This window comes from Sphingobium sp. 22B, assembly GCF_001580035.1.
In the GTDB taxonomy this organism is placed as follows: domain Bacteria; phylum Pseudomonadota; class Alphaproteobacteria; order Sphingomonadales; family Sphingomonadaceae; genus Sphingobium; species Sphingobium fuliginis.
This window is the reverse complement of record NZ_LTAB01000016.1, coordinates 62403-81113: the sequence shown is the minus strand read 5'-3', so window position 1 is coordinate 81113 and position 18711 is coordinate 62403. Positions and strand designations below refer to the sequence as shown.

Annotated in this window: 20 protein-coding genes; 8 read left to right on the top strand and 12 right to left on the bottom strand. The window is 64.8% G+C overall.

Features of this window, described 5'->3' with window-relative positions:
• Positions 1–111 precede the first annotated feature (111 nt).
• Positions 112–765, bottom strand: a complete 654-nt coding sequence (locus A0J57_RS15060) for an outer membrane lipoprotein carrier protein LolA (protein WP_061934411.1) — start codon at positions 763–765, stop codon at positions 112–114.
• Between the two features lie 407 nt (positions 766–1172).
• Here A0J57_RS15060 and A0J57_RS26030 point away from each other — a divergent pair, with 407 nt between their 5' ends.
• Positions 1173–1553 (top strand): hypothetical protein, encoded by a 381-nt coding sequence (locus A0J57_RS26030; RefSeq protein WP_153017807.1) that lies wholly within the window; start codon positions 1173–1175, stop codon positions 1551–1553.
• A gap of 21 nt (positions 1554–1574) precedes the next feature.
• On the opposite strand, the gene A0J57_RS15055 is transcribed toward A0J57_RS26030, so the two are convergent.
• The 9 genes from A0J57_RS15055 to A0J57_RS15015 all read right to left on the bottom strand — a co-directional run bounded on the left by A0J57_RS15055 (position 1575) and on the right by A0J57_RS15015 (position 11591).
• Positions 1575–3896 carry a DNA translocase FtsK gene (locus tag A0J57_RS15055; protein WP_025549602.1) on the bottom strand — a complete coding sequence of 774 codons (2322 nt, stop codon included), beginning with the start codon at positions 3894–3896 and terminating at the stop codon, positions 1575–1577.
• Between the two features lie 231 nt (positions 3897–4127).
• A complete protein-coding gene (locus A0J57_RS15050; RefSeq protein ID WP_061934409.1) occupies positions 4128–4619 on the bottom strand; it encodes a GNAT family N-acetyltransferase in 492 nt (163 codons plus the stop codon).
• Positions 4620–4629: 10 nt separating this feature from the next.
• The gene (locus A0J57_RS15045; RefSeq protein ID WP_044660576.1) at positions 4630–5559 is read right to left on the bottom strand and encodes a DMT family transporter; all 930 of its coding nucleotides are present in this window, start codon (positions 5557–5559) and stop codon (positions 4630–4632) included.
• A gap of 40 nt (positions 5560–5599) precedes the next feature.
• The gene (locus A0J57_RS15040; protein ID WP_044662853.1) at positions 5600–5824 is read right to left on the bottom strand and encodes a hypothetical protein; all 225 of its coding nucleotides are present in this window, start codon (positions 5822–5824) and stop codon (positions 5600–5602) included.
• A 50-nt stretch (positions 5825–5874) separates the two neighbouring features.
• Entirely contained in the window at positions 5875–7035 is a 1161-nt protein-coding gene (gene ispG, locus A0J57_RS15035) for a flavodoxin-dependent (E)-4-hydroxy-3-methylbut-2-enyl-diphosphate synthase (RefSeq protein ID WP_044660577.1), read from the bottom strand.
• A 180-nt stretch (positions 7036–7215) separates the two neighbouring features.
• A complete protein-coding gene (locus A0J57_RS15030; RefSeq protein ID WP_025549607.1) occupies positions 7216–8520 on the bottom strand; it encodes an OmpP1/FadL family transporter in 1305 nt (434 codons plus the stop codon).
• Positions 8521–8917: 397 nt separating this feature from the next.
• Positions 8918–10327 carry a phosphoglucomutase/phosphomannomutase PgmG gene (pgmG, locus tag A0J57_RS15025; RefSeq protein WP_061934407.1) on the bottom strand — a complete coding sequence of 470 codons (1410 nt, stop codon included), beginning with the start codon at positions 10325–10327 and terminating at the stop codon, positions 8918–8920.
• Positions 10328–10347: 20 nt separating this feature from the next.
• Positions 10348–10785: a DnaJ domain-containing protein gene (locus tag A0J57_RS15020; protein ID WP_061934405.1), complete on the bottom strand. Its 438-nt coding sequence runs from the start codon at positions 10783–10785 to the stop codon at positions 10348–10350.
• Entirely contained in the window at positions 10785–11591 is an 807-nt protein-coding gene (locus A0J57_RS15015; RefSeq protein WP_061934403.1) for a division plane positioning ATPase MipZ, read from the bottom strand. Before A0J57_RS15015 ends, A0J57_RS15020 begins: the two co-directional genes overlap by 1 nt.
• 109 nt (positions 11592–11700) lie before the next feature.
• Between A0J57_RS15015 and panC the strand changes: the two genes are divergently transcribed.
• Positions 11701–12546 carry a pantoate--beta-alanine ligase gene (panC, locus tag A0J57_RS15010; protein WP_061934401.1) on the top strand — a complete coding sequence of 282 codons (846 nt, stop codon included), beginning with the start codon at positions 11701–11703 and terminating at the stop codon, positions 12544–12546.
• Positions 12547–12584: 38 nt separating this feature from the next.
• On the opposite strand, the gene A0J57_RS15005 is transcribed toward panC, so the two are convergent.
• Positions 12585–13025 carry a CopD family protein gene (locus A0J57_RS15005; protein WP_061934399.1) on the bottom strand — a complete coding sequence of 147 codons (441 nt, stop codon included), beginning with the start codon at positions 13023–13025 and terminating at the stop codon, positions 12585–12587.
• A gap of 14 nt (positions 13026–13039) precedes the next feature.
• Positions 13040–14101 carry a uroporphyrinogen decarboxylase gene (gene hemE / locus A0J57_RS15000; RefSeq protein ID WP_061934397.1) on the bottom strand — a complete coding sequence of 354 codons (1062 nt, stop codon included), beginning with the start codon at positions 14099–14101 and terminating at the stop codon, positions 13040–13042.
• A 287-nt stretch (positions 14102–14388) separates the two neighbouring features.
• Here hemE and A0J57_RS14995 point away from each other — a divergent pair, with 287 nt between their 5' ends.
• From A0J57_RS14995 to raiA, 6 genes are all read left to right on the top strand, one after another.
• Positions 14389–15210 carry a pyruvate, water dikinase regulatory protein gene (locus tag A0J57_RS14995; RefSeq protein WP_025549613.1) on the top strand — a complete coding sequence of 274 codons (822 nt, stop codon included), beginning with the start codon at positions 14389–14391 and terminating at the stop codon, positions 15208–15210.
• A gap of 4 nt (positions 15211–15214) precedes the next feature.
• Positions 15215–15808, top strand: a complete 594-nt coding sequence (locus A0J57_RS14990) for a nucleoside triphosphate pyrophosphatase (protein ID WP_061934395.1) — start codon at positions 15215–15217, stop codon at positions 15806–15808.
• Complete coding sequence (gene aroE / locus A0J57_RS14985; protein ID WP_048577554.1) at positions 15805–16626, top strand: shikimate dehydrogenase; 822 nt, start codon at positions 15805–15807, stop codon at positions 16624–16626. Before A0J57_RS14990 ends, aroE begins: the two co-directional genes overlap by 4 nt.
• Positions 16627–16645: 19 nt before the next feature.
• Positions 16646–17239: a dephospho-CoA kinase gene (coaE, locus tag A0J57_RS14980; protein WP_061934393.1), complete on the top strand. Its 594-nt coding sequence runs from the start codon at positions 16646–16648 to the stop codon at positions 17237–17239.
• Positions 17240–17284: 45 nt separating this feature from the next.
• A complete protein-coding gene (dnaQ, locus tag A0J57_RS14975) occupies positions 17285–17977 on the top strand; it encodes a DNA polymerase III subunit epsilon (protein WP_061934391.1) in 693 nt (230 codons plus the stop codon).
• A gap of 95 nt (positions 17978–18072) precedes the next feature.
• Positions 18073–18669, top strand: a complete 597-nt coding sequence (gene raiA, locus A0J57_RS14970) for a ribosome-associated translation inhibitor RaiA (RefSeq protein WP_025549618.1) — start codon at positions 18073–18075, stop codon at positions 18667–18669.
• Positions 18670–18711 lie beyond the last annotated feature (42 nt).

Here is an 18711-nt window from a genome sequence, read left to right as displayed (position 1 = left end):
GGGGGAAATCCCGGTTCCGTCTCGCGCCGTGGAGTTCCTTTTAGGGCTCGGGATATGAGCCTCAGATGAACGGTTCTGAAAAGTTTTCGGCCCGTCGCACCTGGGGCCCGCTTAACCGCCCGACGCGCGCCCCTTGGGCCGCGGGTCGGTCCAGCGGAAGGCGGATTCCGCCACGGGCACGCCATAACGCTGGTTGCTGAGCTTCACCGCCGTCCGGTTGTTCTGCGAATCCAGCGCCACCCAACCATAGAGCTGCAAGCCCGCCGGGCTGCCCGCATCGCGTTTGAAGATCATGGTGATCGTGCCATATTCGGGCCGTTTGGGGTCGCGGGCCTGGACGGACAGCACGCTGGGATCGCCCGTCTGGATCACCTTGCCGAACTTCGACAGGTCCTTGGACGGATCGATCAACGCCCCCAGCGGCGAATTGCCGATCGGCCAGCGCTGCACCTGCCGCACCTCATAATCGATCATGGTCAGCGCCTTGCCGTCGCCCACGATCAGCAAAGGCACGCCCTTCTGATACTGGAAACGGATCTTGCCCGGCTGCTTGAGGGTAAGCTGGCCGGTCAGCGTCTGGCCGTTGCGATCGGTCTGGGCGAAATCGGCGGTCATGGTGGTGACGGCGCGGATATAGGCATTGACCTTCGACAGGTCTGACTGGTCGGCCTGCGCGGCGGCCGGCATCGCCGGCACCGCAAAGGGCGCGGCAGCGATCGCCAGGGCGGCCAGCGTCAGGCTGTGGGGCGCAAGGATGCGCTTCATGCAATCATCTCCAGTTGTTCAGGATGAGAAATGTAGGTGGCAGGGCTTGAACCCGCTGTGAACCCATTCGTTCCTGTCATGCAACGAATGGACTGTCCGCTTCAACGCTCAGCCCGAAGAATATGCGGGCTGGTTGGGAATCGGACACCCGCTTTATCCCTCTCCCTTGAGGGAGAGGGCTGCGCAGACTTGGCAGCTTGCTGCCCTAGTCGCAGCTGGGTGAGGGGGTTGCGATCCAACGGATCGCAGGCCTCAGGCCCGCTCCCCCCTCATCCCAATCAGCCCAGGCTCCTTCGTCGCCAGGGCTTCCTATCCTTCTCCTCAAGGGCGAAGGAAGGTCTTGAATTGGCCATTCCCGGGCCTTCGCCATCATGTCATGAAATGAAAACGGGAAGGGGGAGAGCAACATGGTCGCTCAATCCCCCTCTGCTCCCGCTTCGCCAGTGCCGGTCTTTCCGGCGGCCCCTCTCCCGATTTATTTTTTAGGCGCTGCGGTGAGCGGCCTCTGCTTAGCCGGGGGCGAAGACAAAAAAAAGGCCGATCCGAAGACCAGCCTGAAAGTTTTTAGGAGAGGATGCCTGAAAGGCAGGGCCTTCTTCGCCCAGATCGCGTTTCCCGGCAAATGCGAAGAACCGAAGGACGATTGCATGAAACGCAATCAGCCTTGGAAATCAGGGGTTTTCCCCGGCGCCACCGGGGTTTTGCCGCACGGCGATGACCCAGCAATCCACGCAAAAACCCGTTTCAGAGCGAAATGGGCAGTGGTTTTTTGGCATCAGCCCAAATGAAAATTTTTCACGCCGACCGGATCAGAGCGGATTGCCATTCTCGTCGCGCAGCACTTCGCGGCGGCCGACATGGTTGGGCGGACCCACCAGCCCCTGCTCCTCCATCTGCTCGATCAGCCGGGCGGCGCTGTTATAGCCGATGCGCAATTGCCTCTGGAGCCAGCTTGTCGACGCCTTCTGATTTTCGAAGACGAGTTGGCACGCCTTGCGGAAAAGCTGCGCATCCGGGCTGTCGTCGCCCAGGTCGACACCATCGAGCGCGAAGCTGCCCTCCTCCGGCTCCTCGGTGACGGCGGCGATATAATCCGGCTGTCCCTGGGCGCGCCAGTGATCCGCCACCACGCGCACCTCGTCGTCCGACACGAAGGGACCGTGGACGCGCATCAGGCCCTTGCCGCCGTGCATGTAGAGCATGTCGCCCTTGCCCAATAGCTGCTCGGCGCCCTGTTCGCCCAATATGGTCCGGCTGTCGATCTTCGACGTGACGAAGAAGCTGATGCGGGTCGGCAGGTTGGCCTTGATGACGCCGGTGATGACGTCGACCGAGGGCCGCTGCGTCGCGAGGATCAGGTGGATGCCCGCGGCGCGGGCCTTCTGGGCAAGACGCTGGATCAGGAATTCGACTTCCTTGCCCGCCGTCATCATCAGGTCGGCCAGCTCGTCGACCACCACCACGATCTGCGGCAGCGGCTGGAAATCGAGCTGCTCCTCCTCATAGATCGGCTTGCCGGTCTCGGGATCGTAGCCGGTCTGCACGCGGCGGCCGAGCGGCTTGCCCTTGGCCTTCGCCGCGCGGACCTTCTCATTATAATTGGCGAGGTTGCGGACGGAGATCGAGGCCATCATGCGATAGCGGTCCTCCATCTGCTCCACCGCCCATTTGAGCGCGCGGATCGCCTTGGCGGGCTCGGTCACGACCGGTGAGAGCAGATGCGGAATGTCGTCATAGGTCGACAGTTCCAGCATCTTCGGATCGATCATGATCAGCCGCAACTGATCCGGCGTCATGCGGTAGAGCAGCGACAGGATCATCGCGTTCAGCCCCACCGACTTGCCCGAACCCGTCGTACCCGCGATCAGCAGATGCGGCATGGGCGCAAGATCCGCGATGATCGGCTCGCCCGAGATATTCTTGCCCAGGATGATCGGCAGCGTCGCTTCCTGCCCGAACTGCTCGCTGGTGATGAGTTCGCGGAAGGACACGCCCTCCCGGTTCGCATTGGGCAGTTCGATGCCGATCACGGTGCGGCCCGGAATCGTCGCCACGCGGGCCGAAAGCGCCGACATGTTGCGCGCAATGTCGTCCGCCAGCGCGATCACGCGGCTCGCCTTGATGCCGGGCGCGGGTTCCAGTTCATACATGGTGACGACCGGGCCGGGACGGACCTCCACGATATTGCCCTTCACATGGAAGTCGTCGAGCACCGATTCCAGCAGGCGCGCATTGCGTTCCAGCGCGGCCTTGTCGATCTTCTGCCCCTGGCTCGCGGGGGTTGGATTGAGCAGGTCCGGCGAAGGCAGGGAGCTGTTGCCGAACAGGTCGTCCTGGCTGACCGGCGCCATGGAGCGCTGCACAGGCGCAGGCTTGGGCGTCTGGATGTTGATCGGCGGCTTGGGTTCGTTGGTGACGGTCTTGCGCGGGGTTGCGACGCGCTCGAACGGCTCGTCATCTTCATCCGCGTCGACAACCGGCGCGGGACCGGCCAGAGCGAAAGCCGGCCGGGGCAGCGCCAGGCGCGGCAGAGAGGGCCGGCGCAACGCGATGATCGGCTTTTCCAGCGCCAGGCTGCGATACCAGAGGACAAGGCCCGCGATCAGCGTCAGGACGATCAGGATTCCGGTGATCCAGCCCTGCGCGGCGGGCGCCTGCGCCGCAAGGCTCATGACGCCACGCGCCGTCACCAGCGCGATGATGCCGCCCCATCCGGCGGGCAGGCCGACCAGCGGATTGGTCTGGAACAGCGCCAGCGCGATGCCGAGCAGGACGATGCCGGCAAGGCACTTTCCAAACTGCGCCTTCCACCCGCTCATGTCCTGATCGCCCCACAGCCGCCGGGCGGTGATCGCCATCAGCGGCAGCACCAGCGCCACCGGCACGCCCAGCAGCCAGAGCAGGAAATCCGCGACCCAGGCGCCGGGCGCCTGCATGATATTCTGCACATGGTCGCCCGCCACCGTGTTCATCGACGGGTCGCTCGGCTGATAGCTGAGCAGCGCCAGCGCGAGGAACAGGGTCGCCAGCAACAGCGCGATCGCGCCGATCAGCGCACCGCTGCGGATCAGGCTGCGTTTCAGCATTTCGCGCCATTCCGGCGTGCGTTTGGCTCCGCGGCTGACAGCCATGGCGTCAATGTCCCCCAAATGTTCCGTTCGGGGACAATGCGCCGAGCGGGGAGTCCCCGTCAAGAGTCCGGCCCATCGGCTCGTCTCTCCGACTCCGTAACAATCCTTATGTCGACGGGAGGCGGACCGGCGCAAAAAGTCCCGCGAAAGGAGACTTTGTCATGATCGCCACGCTTTATCCGACCCTCGTGATCGTCGCCCTGGGGGCCTTCACCGCCGTGCTGCTGGGCGTCAGCGTGCAGGACGCGCTGAGGCGAGGGCGCTGAGCGCATCGCCGTCGACGCGCTGCACCGTCCATGCGTCCATCGGCCGCGCCCCCAGCGAGCGGTAGAAGGCGATGGACGGTTCGTTCCAGTCCAGCACCCACCATTCCAGCCGCGCGCAATCCCGCTCCAGCGCCATTTGGGCGAGGCGGGAAAGCAGCGCCTTGCCCGCGCCCAGCCCCCGCGCTTCCGGGACGACGAACAAATCCTCCAGATAGAGGCCGGGCCGTCCCTCGAAAGTCGAGAAATTGTGGAAGAAAAGGGCGAAGCCGATCGCCCTCCCCTCATTTTCCGCGATCAGCACCTCCGCCATTGGGCGTGGGCCGAACAGATATTTGTTGAGCGAGGCGCGGTCAGCCTTCACCTCATGGGACAGTTTCTCATAGTCCGCCAGGGCGAGGATGAAGGCGTGGATCGTGCCGATGTCCGATGGCGCGGCCTCGCGAATGGTGACGGACATGCTTTTCCTTTCAGGCCACGGACGGTTCGACATGGGGCGGTTCGGCCGATCCCGCGCGCGACGCGATCAGGCACCCCAGCACGATCAGCAGCGCGCCGACCACCGTGGTCAGGGTCAGCCGTTCGCCAAAGGCGAGCCAGCCGATGATCGCGGCCCAGAGGAAGGCGCTATATTCGACCGGGATCAGCACCTGCGCCTCCGCCCGCGCATAGGCCCAGGCGAGCGCCGCAAGCGAGGTGAAGGCCAGCGTCGCGGCCAGCACCACCAGCGCCCATGAGGGCGCCGCCGGCACGACCGGCATCCCCTGGACAAGCGCCGCGAACAGGACGAACACCCCCAGCATCACGACATGCTGGAAGAAAGCGACCTCGATAGGGGAGGCGAGCTGCGCCTGCTGCCGCTGGAGGATCAGGTTCCAGGCGAACAGCACCGCCGAAACAAGTACCGCACCCGCGCCCAGCAGCGCATCCGCGTCATAATCGCCCCGCACGCGCCCCGACAGGATGACGGCAACGCCGACCAGGCCCAGCAGCGACGCACCGATGGCCTGCCGCCCGATCCGTTCCTTGAGCAGCAGCGCGGCAAGATACAGCGCGACCAGCGGCGCGATGAAGGACAGGGCGATGGCCTCGGCCAGCGGCATCCGCATGATCGCCCAGAAGAACAGGCTGGCCATCACCGCCACCACCGTCCCGCGCAGCATATGCAGCCGCAACACGGCGCGACCGGGCCAGCGCTGCCGGGTCAGCAGCATCAGCACCAGCCCCAGCAGGCTGCCCGCCACGGCGCGCCAGAACAGCGCATTGAACAGGCCGATGGAAAGGCTCAGCCCCTTCATGGCGGCGTCCATCACGGAAAAGAGCGCAACCCCCACGCAGCAGACGGCGAAGGCGAGAGGAAATGCGGTCGCCGGTGGGGCGCGGTCGGTGTCGCTTCCCATCCGGTGGCCTATGGATGCGGAACGCCGTGGATCGGCCCGGTCAATCGCGTGTCTTCCGGATCACGCGGCCGACAACCAGTTCGTCGATCTGAAGGCGCACGATGCGCGCCCCGCCGATACGGAGGCGGCCGATGGCGATCGCACCGATGGCGAGAGCGCCCAGCGCCAGCGCCCCCAGCGCCAGGCTGCCGATCGCCCCGGCGCCCAGGGCGGACGCACCCACGGCGGATGCACCCGTGGCTGTCGCAGGACGGGAAGCGGCCATGGCATCCCTCCGCTCAGTCGCCGCATCATCCGGGCTGGGAACGCCGCCGGTCATTCCGCCGCTTCCGCCTTGCCGGCGTCGGTGGTTTCGTCTTCCAGCCTGGCCGCTTCGATCTCCGCCGCCTTGGCTTCGACAAGGCCGACGATATGGTCGATCATGCCTTCGTCCTGCACCGTATGATCGGTGAGGCCGGAGAGATAGACCATATGCTTGCCCGCGCCGCCGCCGGTCAGGCCGATGTCGGTTTCCCGCGCCTCGCCGGGGCCGTTCACCACGCAGCCGAGCACGGAGAGCGAGAGCGGCGTGTGGATATGCTGGAGCCGTTCCTCCAGCGCCTGCACCGTGCGGATCACGTCGAAGCCCTGCCGCGCACAGCTCGGGCAGGAGATGACCTTGACCCCGCGCGTGCGGATGCCAAGCGATTTCAGGATTTCATAACCCACGCGCACTTCCTCTTCCGGCTCGGCGGAAAGGGAAACGCGGATCGTGTCGCCGATCCCGGCCCACAGGAGATTGCCGATGCCGATGGCGCTCTTCACCGTGCCGCCGATCAGTCCGCCCGCCTCGGTGATGCCCAGATGCAGCGGGCAGTCCACCGCTTCGGCCAGTTGCATATAGGCTGCCACGGCCAGGAAGACGTCGCTCGCCTTCACCGCCACCTTATATTCATGGAAATCCTGGTCCTGCAGCAGCTTGATATGGTCGAGCGCGCTTTCGACCAGCGCCTCCGGGCAGGGCTCGCCATATTTTTCGAGCAGGTCCTTTTCAAGGCTGCCTGCATTGACGCCGATCCGGATCGAGCAGCCATTGGCCTTGGCTGCGTCGACCACCTCCTTCACCCGCGCTTCCGATCCGATATTGCCCGGATTGATGCGCAGGCAGGCCGCGCCCGCATCGGCGGCTTCCAGCGCGCGCTTGTAATGGAAATGGATGTCCGCGACGATCGGCACGCGGGCAGCGCGGACGATCTGCTTCAGCGCGGCGGTCGACGCCTCGTCAGGGCAGGAGACGCGGATGATGTCCACGCCCACTTCCTCGCAGCGGCGGATCTGGTCGACGGTCGCCCGGACGTCATGGGTCGGCGTGTTGGTCATGGTCTGCACCGTGACCGGTGCGCCGCCGCCGACGGGGACATTGCCGACCATGATCTGGCGGCATTGCCTGCGGGCGATGTCGCGCCAGGGGCGCAGGCCGGGATTATGGTCGGACATGAAAAAGGGGCTCCGTGGTGATGGAGCCCCTATAGGGATTTATTGCGTCGGTTAGAAGCGCGAGCTGTCTTGCGTTTCAGCAAAGCTGAAACGTGCGCGCCGGTCCTCACCCCACCCGACCGCCCAGACATCGTATCCTGATGGGCGGTCGGGTGGGGGCGAGGGCCGATGCCGCTCCCATCAAAAACGCGCCGTCAACGAAGCGCCGATCTGGTCCGCATTGCCGCTGGTCCGCGACAGGGTGGTCGCCGTCACCGTCGCGGGCGCGGGATAATAGCTGTCCGGACGGATGATGTTCGCCTTTTCCACGAAGGTATGGGCATAGCTGACGTTCAGTGCGAAGGCGGGCGAGATGTTGAAGGTCGCGCCAGCCGTCAGCCAGGAACGGTCGCCATCGGGCACGCGGGTCGTCAGGTGCTGCGGATTGGTCGGCGTGCGGTCGAACATCGTCCCCGCGCGCAGGGTCAAGGCCGGGCTGACATCATATTCGCCGCCCAGGCTGACGCTGTAGCTGTCCTTGTAATCCAGTTCCTTGTTGCTGGTGCCGGCGGCGGAGGTGATGGCAATGCCCTTGAACTTCGACCAGTTATACCAGCGGGCGCTGATCATCGCGCGCAGCTTCGGCGTCAGGCGGTGCATGAAGCCCACGGTGACGATGTCGGGCAGGTCCAGCGGGGCGGACGCATCCAATTCGCCATTGGCCGTGGCGATGGGCCCCAGCAGGCCTGAAATGGTCTGCGTGCCGATCAGCTTGTGCTTGACGCCGGAACGGTAGGAAACGCCGACATTGGTGTCGCCATTGGTGTAGAACAGGCCCGCATTCCAGCCGACCGTCCAATCGTCGCCCTTCAGCCGCGCGAAGCCGTCGGCCGGGGCCAGGGGCGAAAGCTGCGGCAGGGCGTTGGTCAGCGTCGCCTTCACATATTGCACGTCGACGCCGCCGCCGATCGAGAAATTGTCATTGAGCTTATAGGCGGCGCTGGGCTGGATATTATAGGTTTTGAGGTTGGTGTAGAGCGAGTCATAGCGGCCGAAGAAGCCGTCGTCATAATCCAGCTTCAACCCGAACGGCGCGTTGACGCCCAGGCCCAGCCACAGACGGTCGGTCGCCTGCGCCGTGACGTAGAAGCTGGGGATCGGAATGACCTTGTCGAACGGATTGCCGCCGTCATTGCCCGCAACCGGCACCCGCGCGCCCGGCAGGGTTGGAACGGTGCGATAGGTGCCGCGATTGGCCTGATGCGCGGAGGCCATCAGCGCGATGCCGCCGATCGAGGTCTGGATGCCCGACAGTTCCGTCATGGCCGCAGGATTGAAATAGACGGTGGACGGATCGTCCGCCGCCGCGCCGGCGCCGGCCAGCGCGCGCCCGGTTTCCTTGGGCGCCTGTTCCTGCAGGTAGAAACCACCCGCCAGGGCCGGGACGGGTGCCGCGAATACGCCCGACAACAGGACACTGGCAATGATGGGGCGGCGCAAGGGCATGATGAATCCTCTCTTCAAACTCGTCTGTGGCAAATGGCTTTAGCCGGAAAATGATCCCCTCGAAGCCACGGCCTTATTAGCAATATGGTTAAATTATCGTTCGAAAAGCCCTAATTTGCGGGGGTTTCCGTATCCTGCGCCGCCGGAATGCGAAACGACGCTACGGCAGGAAGCAAAAGAAGGGCGCTGAGCGGATGAAAAAAAAGCCGCCCCGGAGGACGGCTTGAAAGTTTTAGGAGAGGATGCCTGAAAGGCCTTTTCCTTTTGCGGTGCAGCGATGATTTTCGCAAATGCGAAAAGCTGATGTTCGATTGCATTTCATGCAACTGTCATGCTCCAGCCTGATTTCCGTAACGGAAAGGCAGGTCCGAACGGACCGCTTTTTCTGCCCGTTCGATCAGGAATCGTCCTCGGAAATGCGAATCACGCCCGAATCGGCCAGTTGCGCATCGATCTCCGCGATCAGGCGCGCCAATCCTTCCTCATCCTTCGCCTCGGCCCGGATCACGAGCGAATCCTGGGTGTTGGAGGCCCTCAGCAGCCACCATCCATCGCGCGTGCCGACTCGCAGGCCGTCGGTTTCGTCGACGCTTGCGCCCAAGGCCTGCAATCGGGCGCGGACTTCCTCCACCACGGCGAACTTGCGGCTCTCCTCCACCGGAAAGCGGATTTCCGGCGTATTGACCATGGCCGGCATCTCATCGCGCAGCGCCGTCACGCTGCGGCCAAGCCGGGTCAGCCCCCGGATAAGCCGCACCGCGGCATAGAGCCCGTCGTCGAAACCATAATAATCGTCCGCGAAGAAGAGATGCCCGGTCATCTCCCCGCCCAGCGGAGCGGCAATCTCCTTCATTTTGGACTTGATGAGGCTGTGGCCGGTCTTCCACATCAGCGGTCGCCCGCCGAGCGCGGCAATCCGATCGAACAGGGCCTGGCTGGCCTTCACATCCGCGACGATCGTGGCGTTCGGCCGGTCCTTCAGCACCAGTTCCGCGAAGATACCCAGCAACTGGTCGCCCCAGATTACCCGGCCCCGGCCGTCGACCACGCCGATCCTGTCGCCGTCGCCGTCGAAAGCCACTCCGAAATCGAGCTTCTTCGAGCGGACAAGCGCCTTCAGGTCCGCCAGATTCGCCTCGACAGTGGGATCGGGGTGATGATGGGGAAAATGTCCGTCTATCTGGGTGAAAAGCACATGATGCTCACCTGGCAGGAGCTTGACGAGCTTGTCCACCACCGGCCCGGCGGCGCCATTGCCGGCATCCCAGCCAATGCGCCAGGCGGCGCCGTCGAACCGCTCCACCAGCCGGGCGGCATAGCGGTCCATGATGTCGACGTTCTCGACCCGGCCCCCGCCTCCGCTTCCGGCGGTGCTCCAGTCGCCGGCCGCCGCCATCGCTCCCAGCTTCGCGATGGCCGCGCCGAAAAAGGCTTCATGCTGAAGCACAAGCTTGAAGCCGTTATGATCGGGGGGATTGTGGCTGCCGGTTATCTGAATGCCGCCGTCCACATCCAGGACCACTTCGGCATAATAGAGCATGGGCGTCGGGCCCAGGCCTATGCGCACGACATCGGCGCCGGAATCCTGAAGGCCCTGGACGACCGCCTGTTCCAGCGCCGGGGAACTCAGCCGCCCGTCATAGCCGACCGCGACCCTTGATCCCCCGCCCCGCCTGACGCCCGCCTGTCTGACGATCGTGCCGAAGCTGCGGCCCACGGCATAGGCATCTCCCTCGCCCAGCGTCCGGCCCACCACGCCCCGAATGTCATATTCGCGCAGCAGCGTGGGATGAAAGCGATGGGCCATGGCATCTTCTTCCCTTGGCTTCAGTGGCGCTGCGCGGCTTCCCTGATCAGCAGGTCGCGGGCAGCGTTGATCTGGGCCGCCAGCGCTTCGGTACCACCCTTATCCGGATGGACGGAGGCGATGAGGCGGCGATGCGCGGCGCGGATGGCGCTGGCATCGGCATCGGGGCCCACGCCCAGCAGCTTGCGGGCGTCGATCACCGCCTGAGGGGAAACGGCTCGGGTGGCGGGCTGGTCGGACCCCGCCTTCGCCTTGCCGGTACGGCTCTTGGCGAAGAAAAACAGGGTGGCGCCCAGCAGCAGCGGCGCGCCGACCAGCGGCTTGCCCTTGGCCGCCATGACCGCGCCGACCAGAGCGGCGCCTAGCGCCATGCCATCCTTCGCGCTCATGCGTTGCAGTCGTCCCGTCCAGATAAGCCAGGCGGCAAGCCCGATCAAAGCCAAGGCAAGCAGACCCATCAGGCCGCGCCGAGCAGATCCACCGGCGCGACCTCATCGCGCGAGGGAAGGGCGAGGCCCGACACCATCTCGCGCAGTTCCTGCCGCGCGGCGATATGGCTGACGCCCAGTTCGCCCAGCTGCCCCTTGTCCAGCAGCGTAAGCCCCGAAGGGAAGAGTTCGCGGAAGATCACGCGCTCCGAAAGGCCGGGAATCACGCGGAAGCCGACACGGCGGGAAAGCTCCATCAGGGCATCTCCGACGCGCTTCTTGTTGCGCGCGTCATGATGCTGGACGCGGTTGCGCAGCACCACCCAGTCGATGGTCACGCCGTCGGCCTTGGCCCGGGTCTTGCGCGCCTCGAAGATCAGTTCGGAATAGAAGGAAAGGCGCTTCACCTTGAAGGTTTCCGCATCCACCTGCCCGATCAGGTCGAAATCGACGAAGCTGTCGTTCATCGGCGTCACCAGCGTATGGGCGCGGGCGGCCATGTGGCGGGCATAGTCATCGTCGCGGCCGGGCGTGTCGATGACCAGGAAATCCTTGCCCTCGGCCATGGCGGCGGCCTGTTCGTTCAGCGCCTCGACGCTGTCGCCCTGGAACACCGCGAAGTCCGGGGTAGGCAGGTCGATGCCGCGGCGGCGCGCGGTGTCGGCGCGATTCTCCATATAGCGGGTGATCGTGCGCTGGCGCGGGTCCAGGTCGATCATGCCGACCCGGTGACCCAATACCGTCAGCGCGATGGCCGTATGCACGGCGGTGGTCGACTTGCCGGTTCCGCCCTTCTCATTGGCGAAGACGATATGGTGCGTTTGGGCGTTCGCCATCGGACCTTTATAACCCCGTTGATTGTCGCAATGATTCTTGACCGTTTCAGCCGGTCGTGCCTTAGCAGGATATACCCCTGTCGATGCCCTTATCGGAGCCGTTCCTGTCGTGCAAATCCTCCGTGACCTGCCTTCCCTGCATGCCGCCGTCGATGCGCTGAAAAGCGACGGAAAACCGCTGGCTCTGGTGCCCACCATGGGCGCGCTGCATGACGGGCATATGGCGCTGGTCGAGGAAGCGCGCCGCCATGCCGGGCATGTCGCGGTGTCGATCTTCGTCAATCCCCGCCAGTTCGGGGTGAATGAGGATCTGGACGCCTATCCCCGGCGCGAGGCGAAGGACGCGCAGATGCTGCAGGCGGCCGGAGTCGACATCCTCTGGGCGCCGAGCGTGGACGTCATGTACCCGGCGGGCTATGCCACCAACATCTCCGTCTCGGGCGTGACCGAAGGTCTGGACGGCGCGGCCCGGCCCGGCCATTTCGACGGCGTGGCGACGGTGGTGGCGAAGCTGTTCAACCAGGTCCGCCCCGATGTCGCGCTGTTCGGGGAGAAGGATTATCAGCAGCTCGCCGTGATCCGGCAGATGGTCCGCGATCTGGACGTTCCCATCGAGCTTGTCGGAGTGCCGACCCAGCGGGCCGAGGACGGCTTGGCGCTGTCGTCCCGCAACGCCTATCTCAGCGAGGAGGAACGCAGGGGAGCGCTGGCTCTGCCCCGCGCCTTGGGCGAAGCGGCGCGGCAGATGGAAAGGGGCGCGACCGTCGAGGCCGCCCTTGCCAGGGCCGTTGCCCTGCTCGCGGCGCATGGTTTCGATCCGATCGACTATGTGTCGCTGTGCGATGCCGTGACGCTGGAACCGATGACGGTGCTGGACCGCCCGGCAAGGCTGCTCGGTGCGGCGAAGCTTGGCAAGACGCGGCTGATCGACAATATTCCGGTCGATCCCCTTTGATTTCCGTCATCCCGGCTTTGGCTGGGATGACGGCCATGTCAAAAGGGCTTCACGATCACCGCGATCACGATCACCGCAGCGGCGATTCCCGGAATCTCGTTCACCAGCCGCAATTGCTTCTCGCTGAGCGGCCGCAGCCCCTTGGCCAGCTTCTTGGTATAGCCCGCGATCCAGCCATGATAGCCCGACAGGCCCAGCACGAAGAGCAGCTTCAGGTGGAACCAGCCGAAATGCCAGGCGCCGATCTCGACCATCAGCATAAGCCCGAAGACCCAGACCAGGATGAGGGACGGATTGAGGATGATCCTGAGCAGCCGCCTTTCCCGGTCGATCCACTTCCTGTCCTCGTCCGACCCCACCGGACATTGATGGTGATAGACGAAGAAGCGGGGCATCATGAACAGGCCCGCCATCAGGAAGATGACGAAGATGACATGCGCGGCTTTGACCCACAAATAGGCTGCTCCCAGATAAGGCATGGTTCAGTCTCCCGCTACGACCGCATCCGGCGCACATGGCTAATCAGCGCTTCGACATGATCAATGGGGGTGTCGGGGAGAATCCCGTGGCCCAGGTTGAAGATATGCGGCCGTCCGGCAAAGGCGGCGCGGATATTGTCCACGGCCTCTTCCACCGCCCTGCCGCCGGCGATCAGCGCCAGCGGATCGAGATTCCCCTGCACCGGCAGGCCCTGCGGCAGCGCCCGGTCGGCCCAATGCGGGTCGACCGTTTCATCCACGCCCACCGCATCGACGCCGGTCCCCGCCGCATAATCCGCCAGTTTCGCGCCCGCGCCCTTGGGAAAGCCGATCACCGGAATCTCCGGATGGATCGCCTTCAGCTTCTCCACGATCCGCCTGTTGGGCTGGATCACCCAGCGCTCGAACTCCAGTGGGGCCAGGCTGCCCGCCCAACTGTCGAACAGCTGCACGGCCTCCACGCCCGCCTCGATCTGGCCGGAGAGATAGACCACGGTGGCATCGGCAATGGCATCGATGATCGCGCCGAATTTTTCCGGCTGGCTGTAGGCAAGGCGACGGGCGGCGCCCTGGTCCTTGCTGCCCTGCCCGGCGATCATATAGGTCGCGATGGTCCAGGGACTGCCCGCAAAGCCCAGGAAGGTCACATGGCTGTCCAGCGCCGCCTTGACCTGCCGCACCGTCTCATAGACCGCCTCGAAGCGGCTGAAATCCGGTTTCAGGACCGACAGCTCCGTCTCCGCCAGGATCGGCGCGAGGCGCGGGCCTTCCCCCGCCTCGAACCAGAGGTCCTGCCCCATGGCATAGGGCACGATCAATATGTCGGAAAACAGGATCGCGCCGTCGAAACCGAAGCGGCGCAGGGGCTGGAGGGTCACTTCCGCCGCCGCCGCGCTGTCATAGACCAGTTCGAGGAATCCGCCCTTTTCCGCCCGCAAGGCGCGATATTCCGGCAGGTAACGGCCCGCCTGACGCATGAGCCACATGGGCGGCACGGCAGGGCGCGCACCCTTCAGGACCGAAAGCAAGGGCTTGGCCGTCAGGTCATTCGAAAGGGCGGCATCGGGTCCCGTCATAAACTCTCTTATATTTAGATTCAAAAGGATGATGGAGATAGTGGGGCGGTTGGCAGCGGGGTTTATGCGCTGTGCCCCGATTTGCCAACAACTTGACTCCTCAAGGCCGCCGATTCCGGTCCGAGTCAGCCGGCTTATTCCCGTTATCCACAGGCTGTGGGTGGAAATTTCCTTCTGTTGGCGGGCTGTGGAGAAGATTCCCGGAATCGGGGAGGACGAAAAGCGCCTGATTTCACCCGCAAGCTATGCCTTGATTTATCCACAGCCTCCCCACAGAGATGTTCTTCATGTCGCGCATCCATCTCCACCTGCTTTCGGACTCGACCGGCGAGACGCTGGAAAACATAGCGAAGGCTGCCATCGGCGCGTTCGAGAATGTCGAGGCGGTGCGCCATTTCTGGCCGATGGTTCGGTCCGACGTCCATCTCGACCGGATCATGGAGGAGATCGCCGCCAATCCGGGGCTGGTGCTGTTCACCCTCTCCAACCATCAGCTCCGGCGGCGGCTGGAGACGCGTTGCCGGGCGCTCGGCCTGCCCCATGTGGCGGCGCTCGACAGCGTGACCGACGCCCTCTCCAACATATTGGGGCAGGAAACGCGCAACCGTCCGGGGCGCAAGCATATATTGGACGAGGCCTATTTCGCGCGGATAGAGGCGATCCAGTTCACCATCGCCCATGACGATGGCGTGGGCCATGAAAATTGGGAGGAGGCGGACATCGTGCTGGCCGGCGTGTCCCGCGCGTCCAAGACGCCGACGTCCATCTATCTCGCCAATCGCGGGTACAAGACCGCCAATATCCCGCTGGTGATCCAGTCGCCGCCGCCGCGCAGCCTGTTCTCGCTGAAGCATCCGATGGTGGTCGGCCTGACCGTCAGCCCGGAACGACTGGTGCAGATCCGCCGCAATCGCCTGCTGTCGCTCAACCAGGCGCCGGAGACCAGCTATGTCGACATCGACCGGGTGCAGGAGGAGCTGTCCTTCGCACGGCGCATGTTCGCGGACAATGGCTGGCCGGTGATCGACATGACCCGCCGGTCGATCGAGGAAGCCGCCGCCGCCATCATCAACCTGTTCAACGACCGCGTGCTGGCGGAAGGAGCATGAGACCATGATCGTGCTGGCATCGCAAAGCGCGAGCCGCCGCGCCCTGCTGGAAGCGGCGCAGGTGCCGTTCGAGGCGCTGTCCCCCGGCGTCGACGAGGAAGCGGCGAAGGAAGCGCTGCGCGCCGACGGCCTGGATGCGCGTCAACTGGCCGATGCGCTGGCGGAACTGAAGGCGCTTCGCGTCTCGCGCCGGGTGCCGGGCGGGCTGGTGCTGGGCTGCGACCAGACCCTCAGTCTGGATGACGGCACGATGATCGACAAGGCGGTCGACCGCGCCGATGCGGAGCGCATAGTGAAGCTGCTTTCCGGGCGGGTGCATCATCTCCACAGCGCGGCGGTGATCGCGCTCAACGGCGAACCGATCTGGCGGCATGTCGAGCGCGTGCGGATGACGGTGCGGCCTCTGTCGGACGCTTTCATCACATCCTATCTGGATGGCGATTGGGAAAATTGCCGCTGGTGCGTCGGCTGCTACCGGATCGAGGGGCCGGGCGCGCAGCTTTTCAGCCGGGTCGAAGGCAGCCAGTTCGCGATTCAGGGCCTGCCGCTGCTGCCTTTGCTTGACTTTCTGCGCGTCCGGGGCGTTCTGGCGACATGACCGACAAGCTCCCCTATGCCGAAGTGATCGGTGATCCGATCGAACACAGCAAGTCGCCGCTGATCCACAATTTCTGGCTCGATGCGCTGGGGATCGAGGCGGAATACAGGAAGACCCATGTCACCGGCGATGGCCTGTCCGCCTATTTCCTGGCGCGGCGCGCCGATCCGGACTGGCTTGGCTGCAACGTCACCATTCCGCACAAGATCGCGGTGATGGACTATACCGACGATCCGGGCGGCGTCCGGGAACGGATCGGGGCGATGAACACCATCGCCAGCGAGACTGGCGGACCGCTGATCGGCACGAATACGGATGCGGGCGGATTCCTCCAGCCATTGCTGCGCGACAGGTGGAAGGGGCAGAGCGCCGTTCTGGTGGGGGCGGGCGGCGCGGCGCGGGCGATCCTGTTCGCCCTCACCAGCCTGGGCGTGCCGGACATCACCGTCATGGTGCGCGATGCGGCCAAGGGTCAGGCGCTGCTCGACCGTGCAGGGGTCAGGGGCCGCGTGATCGGCATGGCCGATGCGCTCCCCCGGGCGGACCTGCTCGTCAACACCAGCTCGCTCGGCATGGTGGGCCAGCCGGTGCTGGACCTGGACCTTTCGCCGCTGGGCCCGGAAGCGACGGTCTATGACATCGTCTATGCGCCGCTGGAGACGGAGTTGCTCAAGGCGGCGCGCATCCGGGGCCTGAAGACCCTCGACGGGCTGGAGATGCTGATCGGGCAGGCGGCGCTGGCCTTCGACATCTTCTTCGATGCGGAGGCGCCGCGCGAACGGGACGAGGAATTGCGCGCCCTGCTGCTCGCCGCCTGAGATTCATGAAGATGATGGGATGAAGATCTACGGTCTCACCGGCTCCATCGGCATGGGGAAGTCCGCCGTCGCGGGGATGTTGCGGCGGGAAGGCGTTCCCCTGTTCGACGCCGATGCGGAGGTGCATCGCCTGCAGGGGCCGGGCGGCGCGCTGCTGCCGGCGATAGAGGCGCGCTTTCCCGGCACGACCGGTCCCAAGGGCGTCGACCGGGCGAAGCTGGGCGCGGCGGTCTTCGGTCATCCCCAGGAATTGAAGGCGCTGGAAGCCATCGTCCATCCCGCCGTGCAGCAGAGCCGCAAGGCCTTTCTGCAACGGAACCGATCGCGCCGGTTCGTCGTGCTGGACATTCCGCTGCTGTTCGAAACCCATGGCCATCGCCGGCTGGCCGGCGTCATCGTGGTCACCGCCCCTGCCTGGAAGCAGCGCAAGCGGGTTCTGGCCCGGCCCGGCATGACCGCTGCAAAATTTCGCCGGATTGTCCATCTGCAAACACCCGATGCTGAAAAGCGGCGGCGGGCCGACTATATCGTCCATACGGGCACGACCTTCGCTGAGACCCGCTTCCAGGTTCGCCGCTTGGTCGCTTGCCTTGGTGCGAAGACAGGCCGATAAGAGGGGGCCGGCGAGGTTGGCCGGCAAGAGTCGTTGTAGAGGGCGATGCGCGAGATCATTTTCGACACCGAAACGACGGGATTCGACCCAGCCTCCGGCGATCGCCTGGTCGAGATCGGATGCATCGAACTCCTCAACCGGGTTCCCACGGGCCGCACCTTCCACGCTTATTACAATCCGCAGCGGTCGATGCCGGCCGCGGCCGAGGCGGTGCACGGCCTGTCCGATGCTTTTCTGAGGGACAAGCCGCTATTTTCCCATGGGGTGGAGGAACTGCTCGCCTTTCTGGAGGACAGCCATCTGGTCGCCCATAATGCGCGCTTCGACTTCGGCTTCCTCAATCACGAACTGAAGCTGTGCAAGCTGCCGGAAGTGTCGATGGAGCGGATGATCGACACCGTCGCCATCGCCCGGCAGCTTCACCCCGGCGCCAAGCACAGCCTCGACGCGCTCTGCACCCGCTACGGCATCGACCGCAGCCATCGCATCAAGCATGGCGCGCTGCTCGACGCCGAATTGCTGGCCCAGCTTTACATCGAACTGACCGGCGGCCGTCAGATCGGCCTCGGTCTTGCACAGGAGGAAGAGAAACTCGTTGTAAATATGGAACTTGCGGCGGAAGTCGCGGTTCGCCCTGTTCGTCCCGCGCGTGTCTTTGCGGCAGGCGCGGAGGAGCTGGAGCGGCATGCAGCGTTCGTCGCGACGCTGGACAAGCCGCTCTGGCTTGAGGAGGCCTGATTACGGCTGTCCCTTCGGGATGGGCTGCCTTCACGGCCTCCACGCCAACCGGGTCGCCAATCCCGGGCGGTCCGGCAAGAATAAGGAGAAGGCATATGGATATTCGTGTTTCCGGGCATCAGGTCGATACGGGTGACGCGCTCAAGCAGCATGTCTGGACCCGTCTGGAGGCCATGGCCGAGAAATATTTCTCCCGCGCGCTTTCCGCCCAGGTCACATTCCGGCCGGCCCCGCACGGCGCCTTCCATTGCGACATCGTCTGCCATGTCATGACCGGACTGATCCTGAAGGGCGCCGGAGAGGCGCAGGAGGCGCATCCTGCCTTCGATCAGGCGGCCGAACGGATCGAGAAGCAGTTGCGCCGCTATCTGCGCCGGCTGAAGGACCGCAGCGCGCAGGCCGCGGCGGCGGAGGCCAGCCGGGCCAATGGATATGGCGCCGATGAACTGGACGGCGCCGGCTACACGATTTTCGCGTCCCCGGCCGATGAAGAGGACCCGGCCGAAGCGCCGCTGATCGTGGCGGAAACCCGGGTCGACATTCCCGAAGCCAGCGTGTCGGACGCGGTGATGATGCTCGACCTGCGCAACACCAATGCGCTGCTGTTCGTCAATGCCGGGACGGCGGCGTACAACATGGTCTATCGGCGGCAGGACGGGACCATCGGCTGGGTAGAGCCCCGCCTGGGCTGATCGCCTTCCCCCGGCCGCCGGTTGACCTCGATCCGCTGGCGG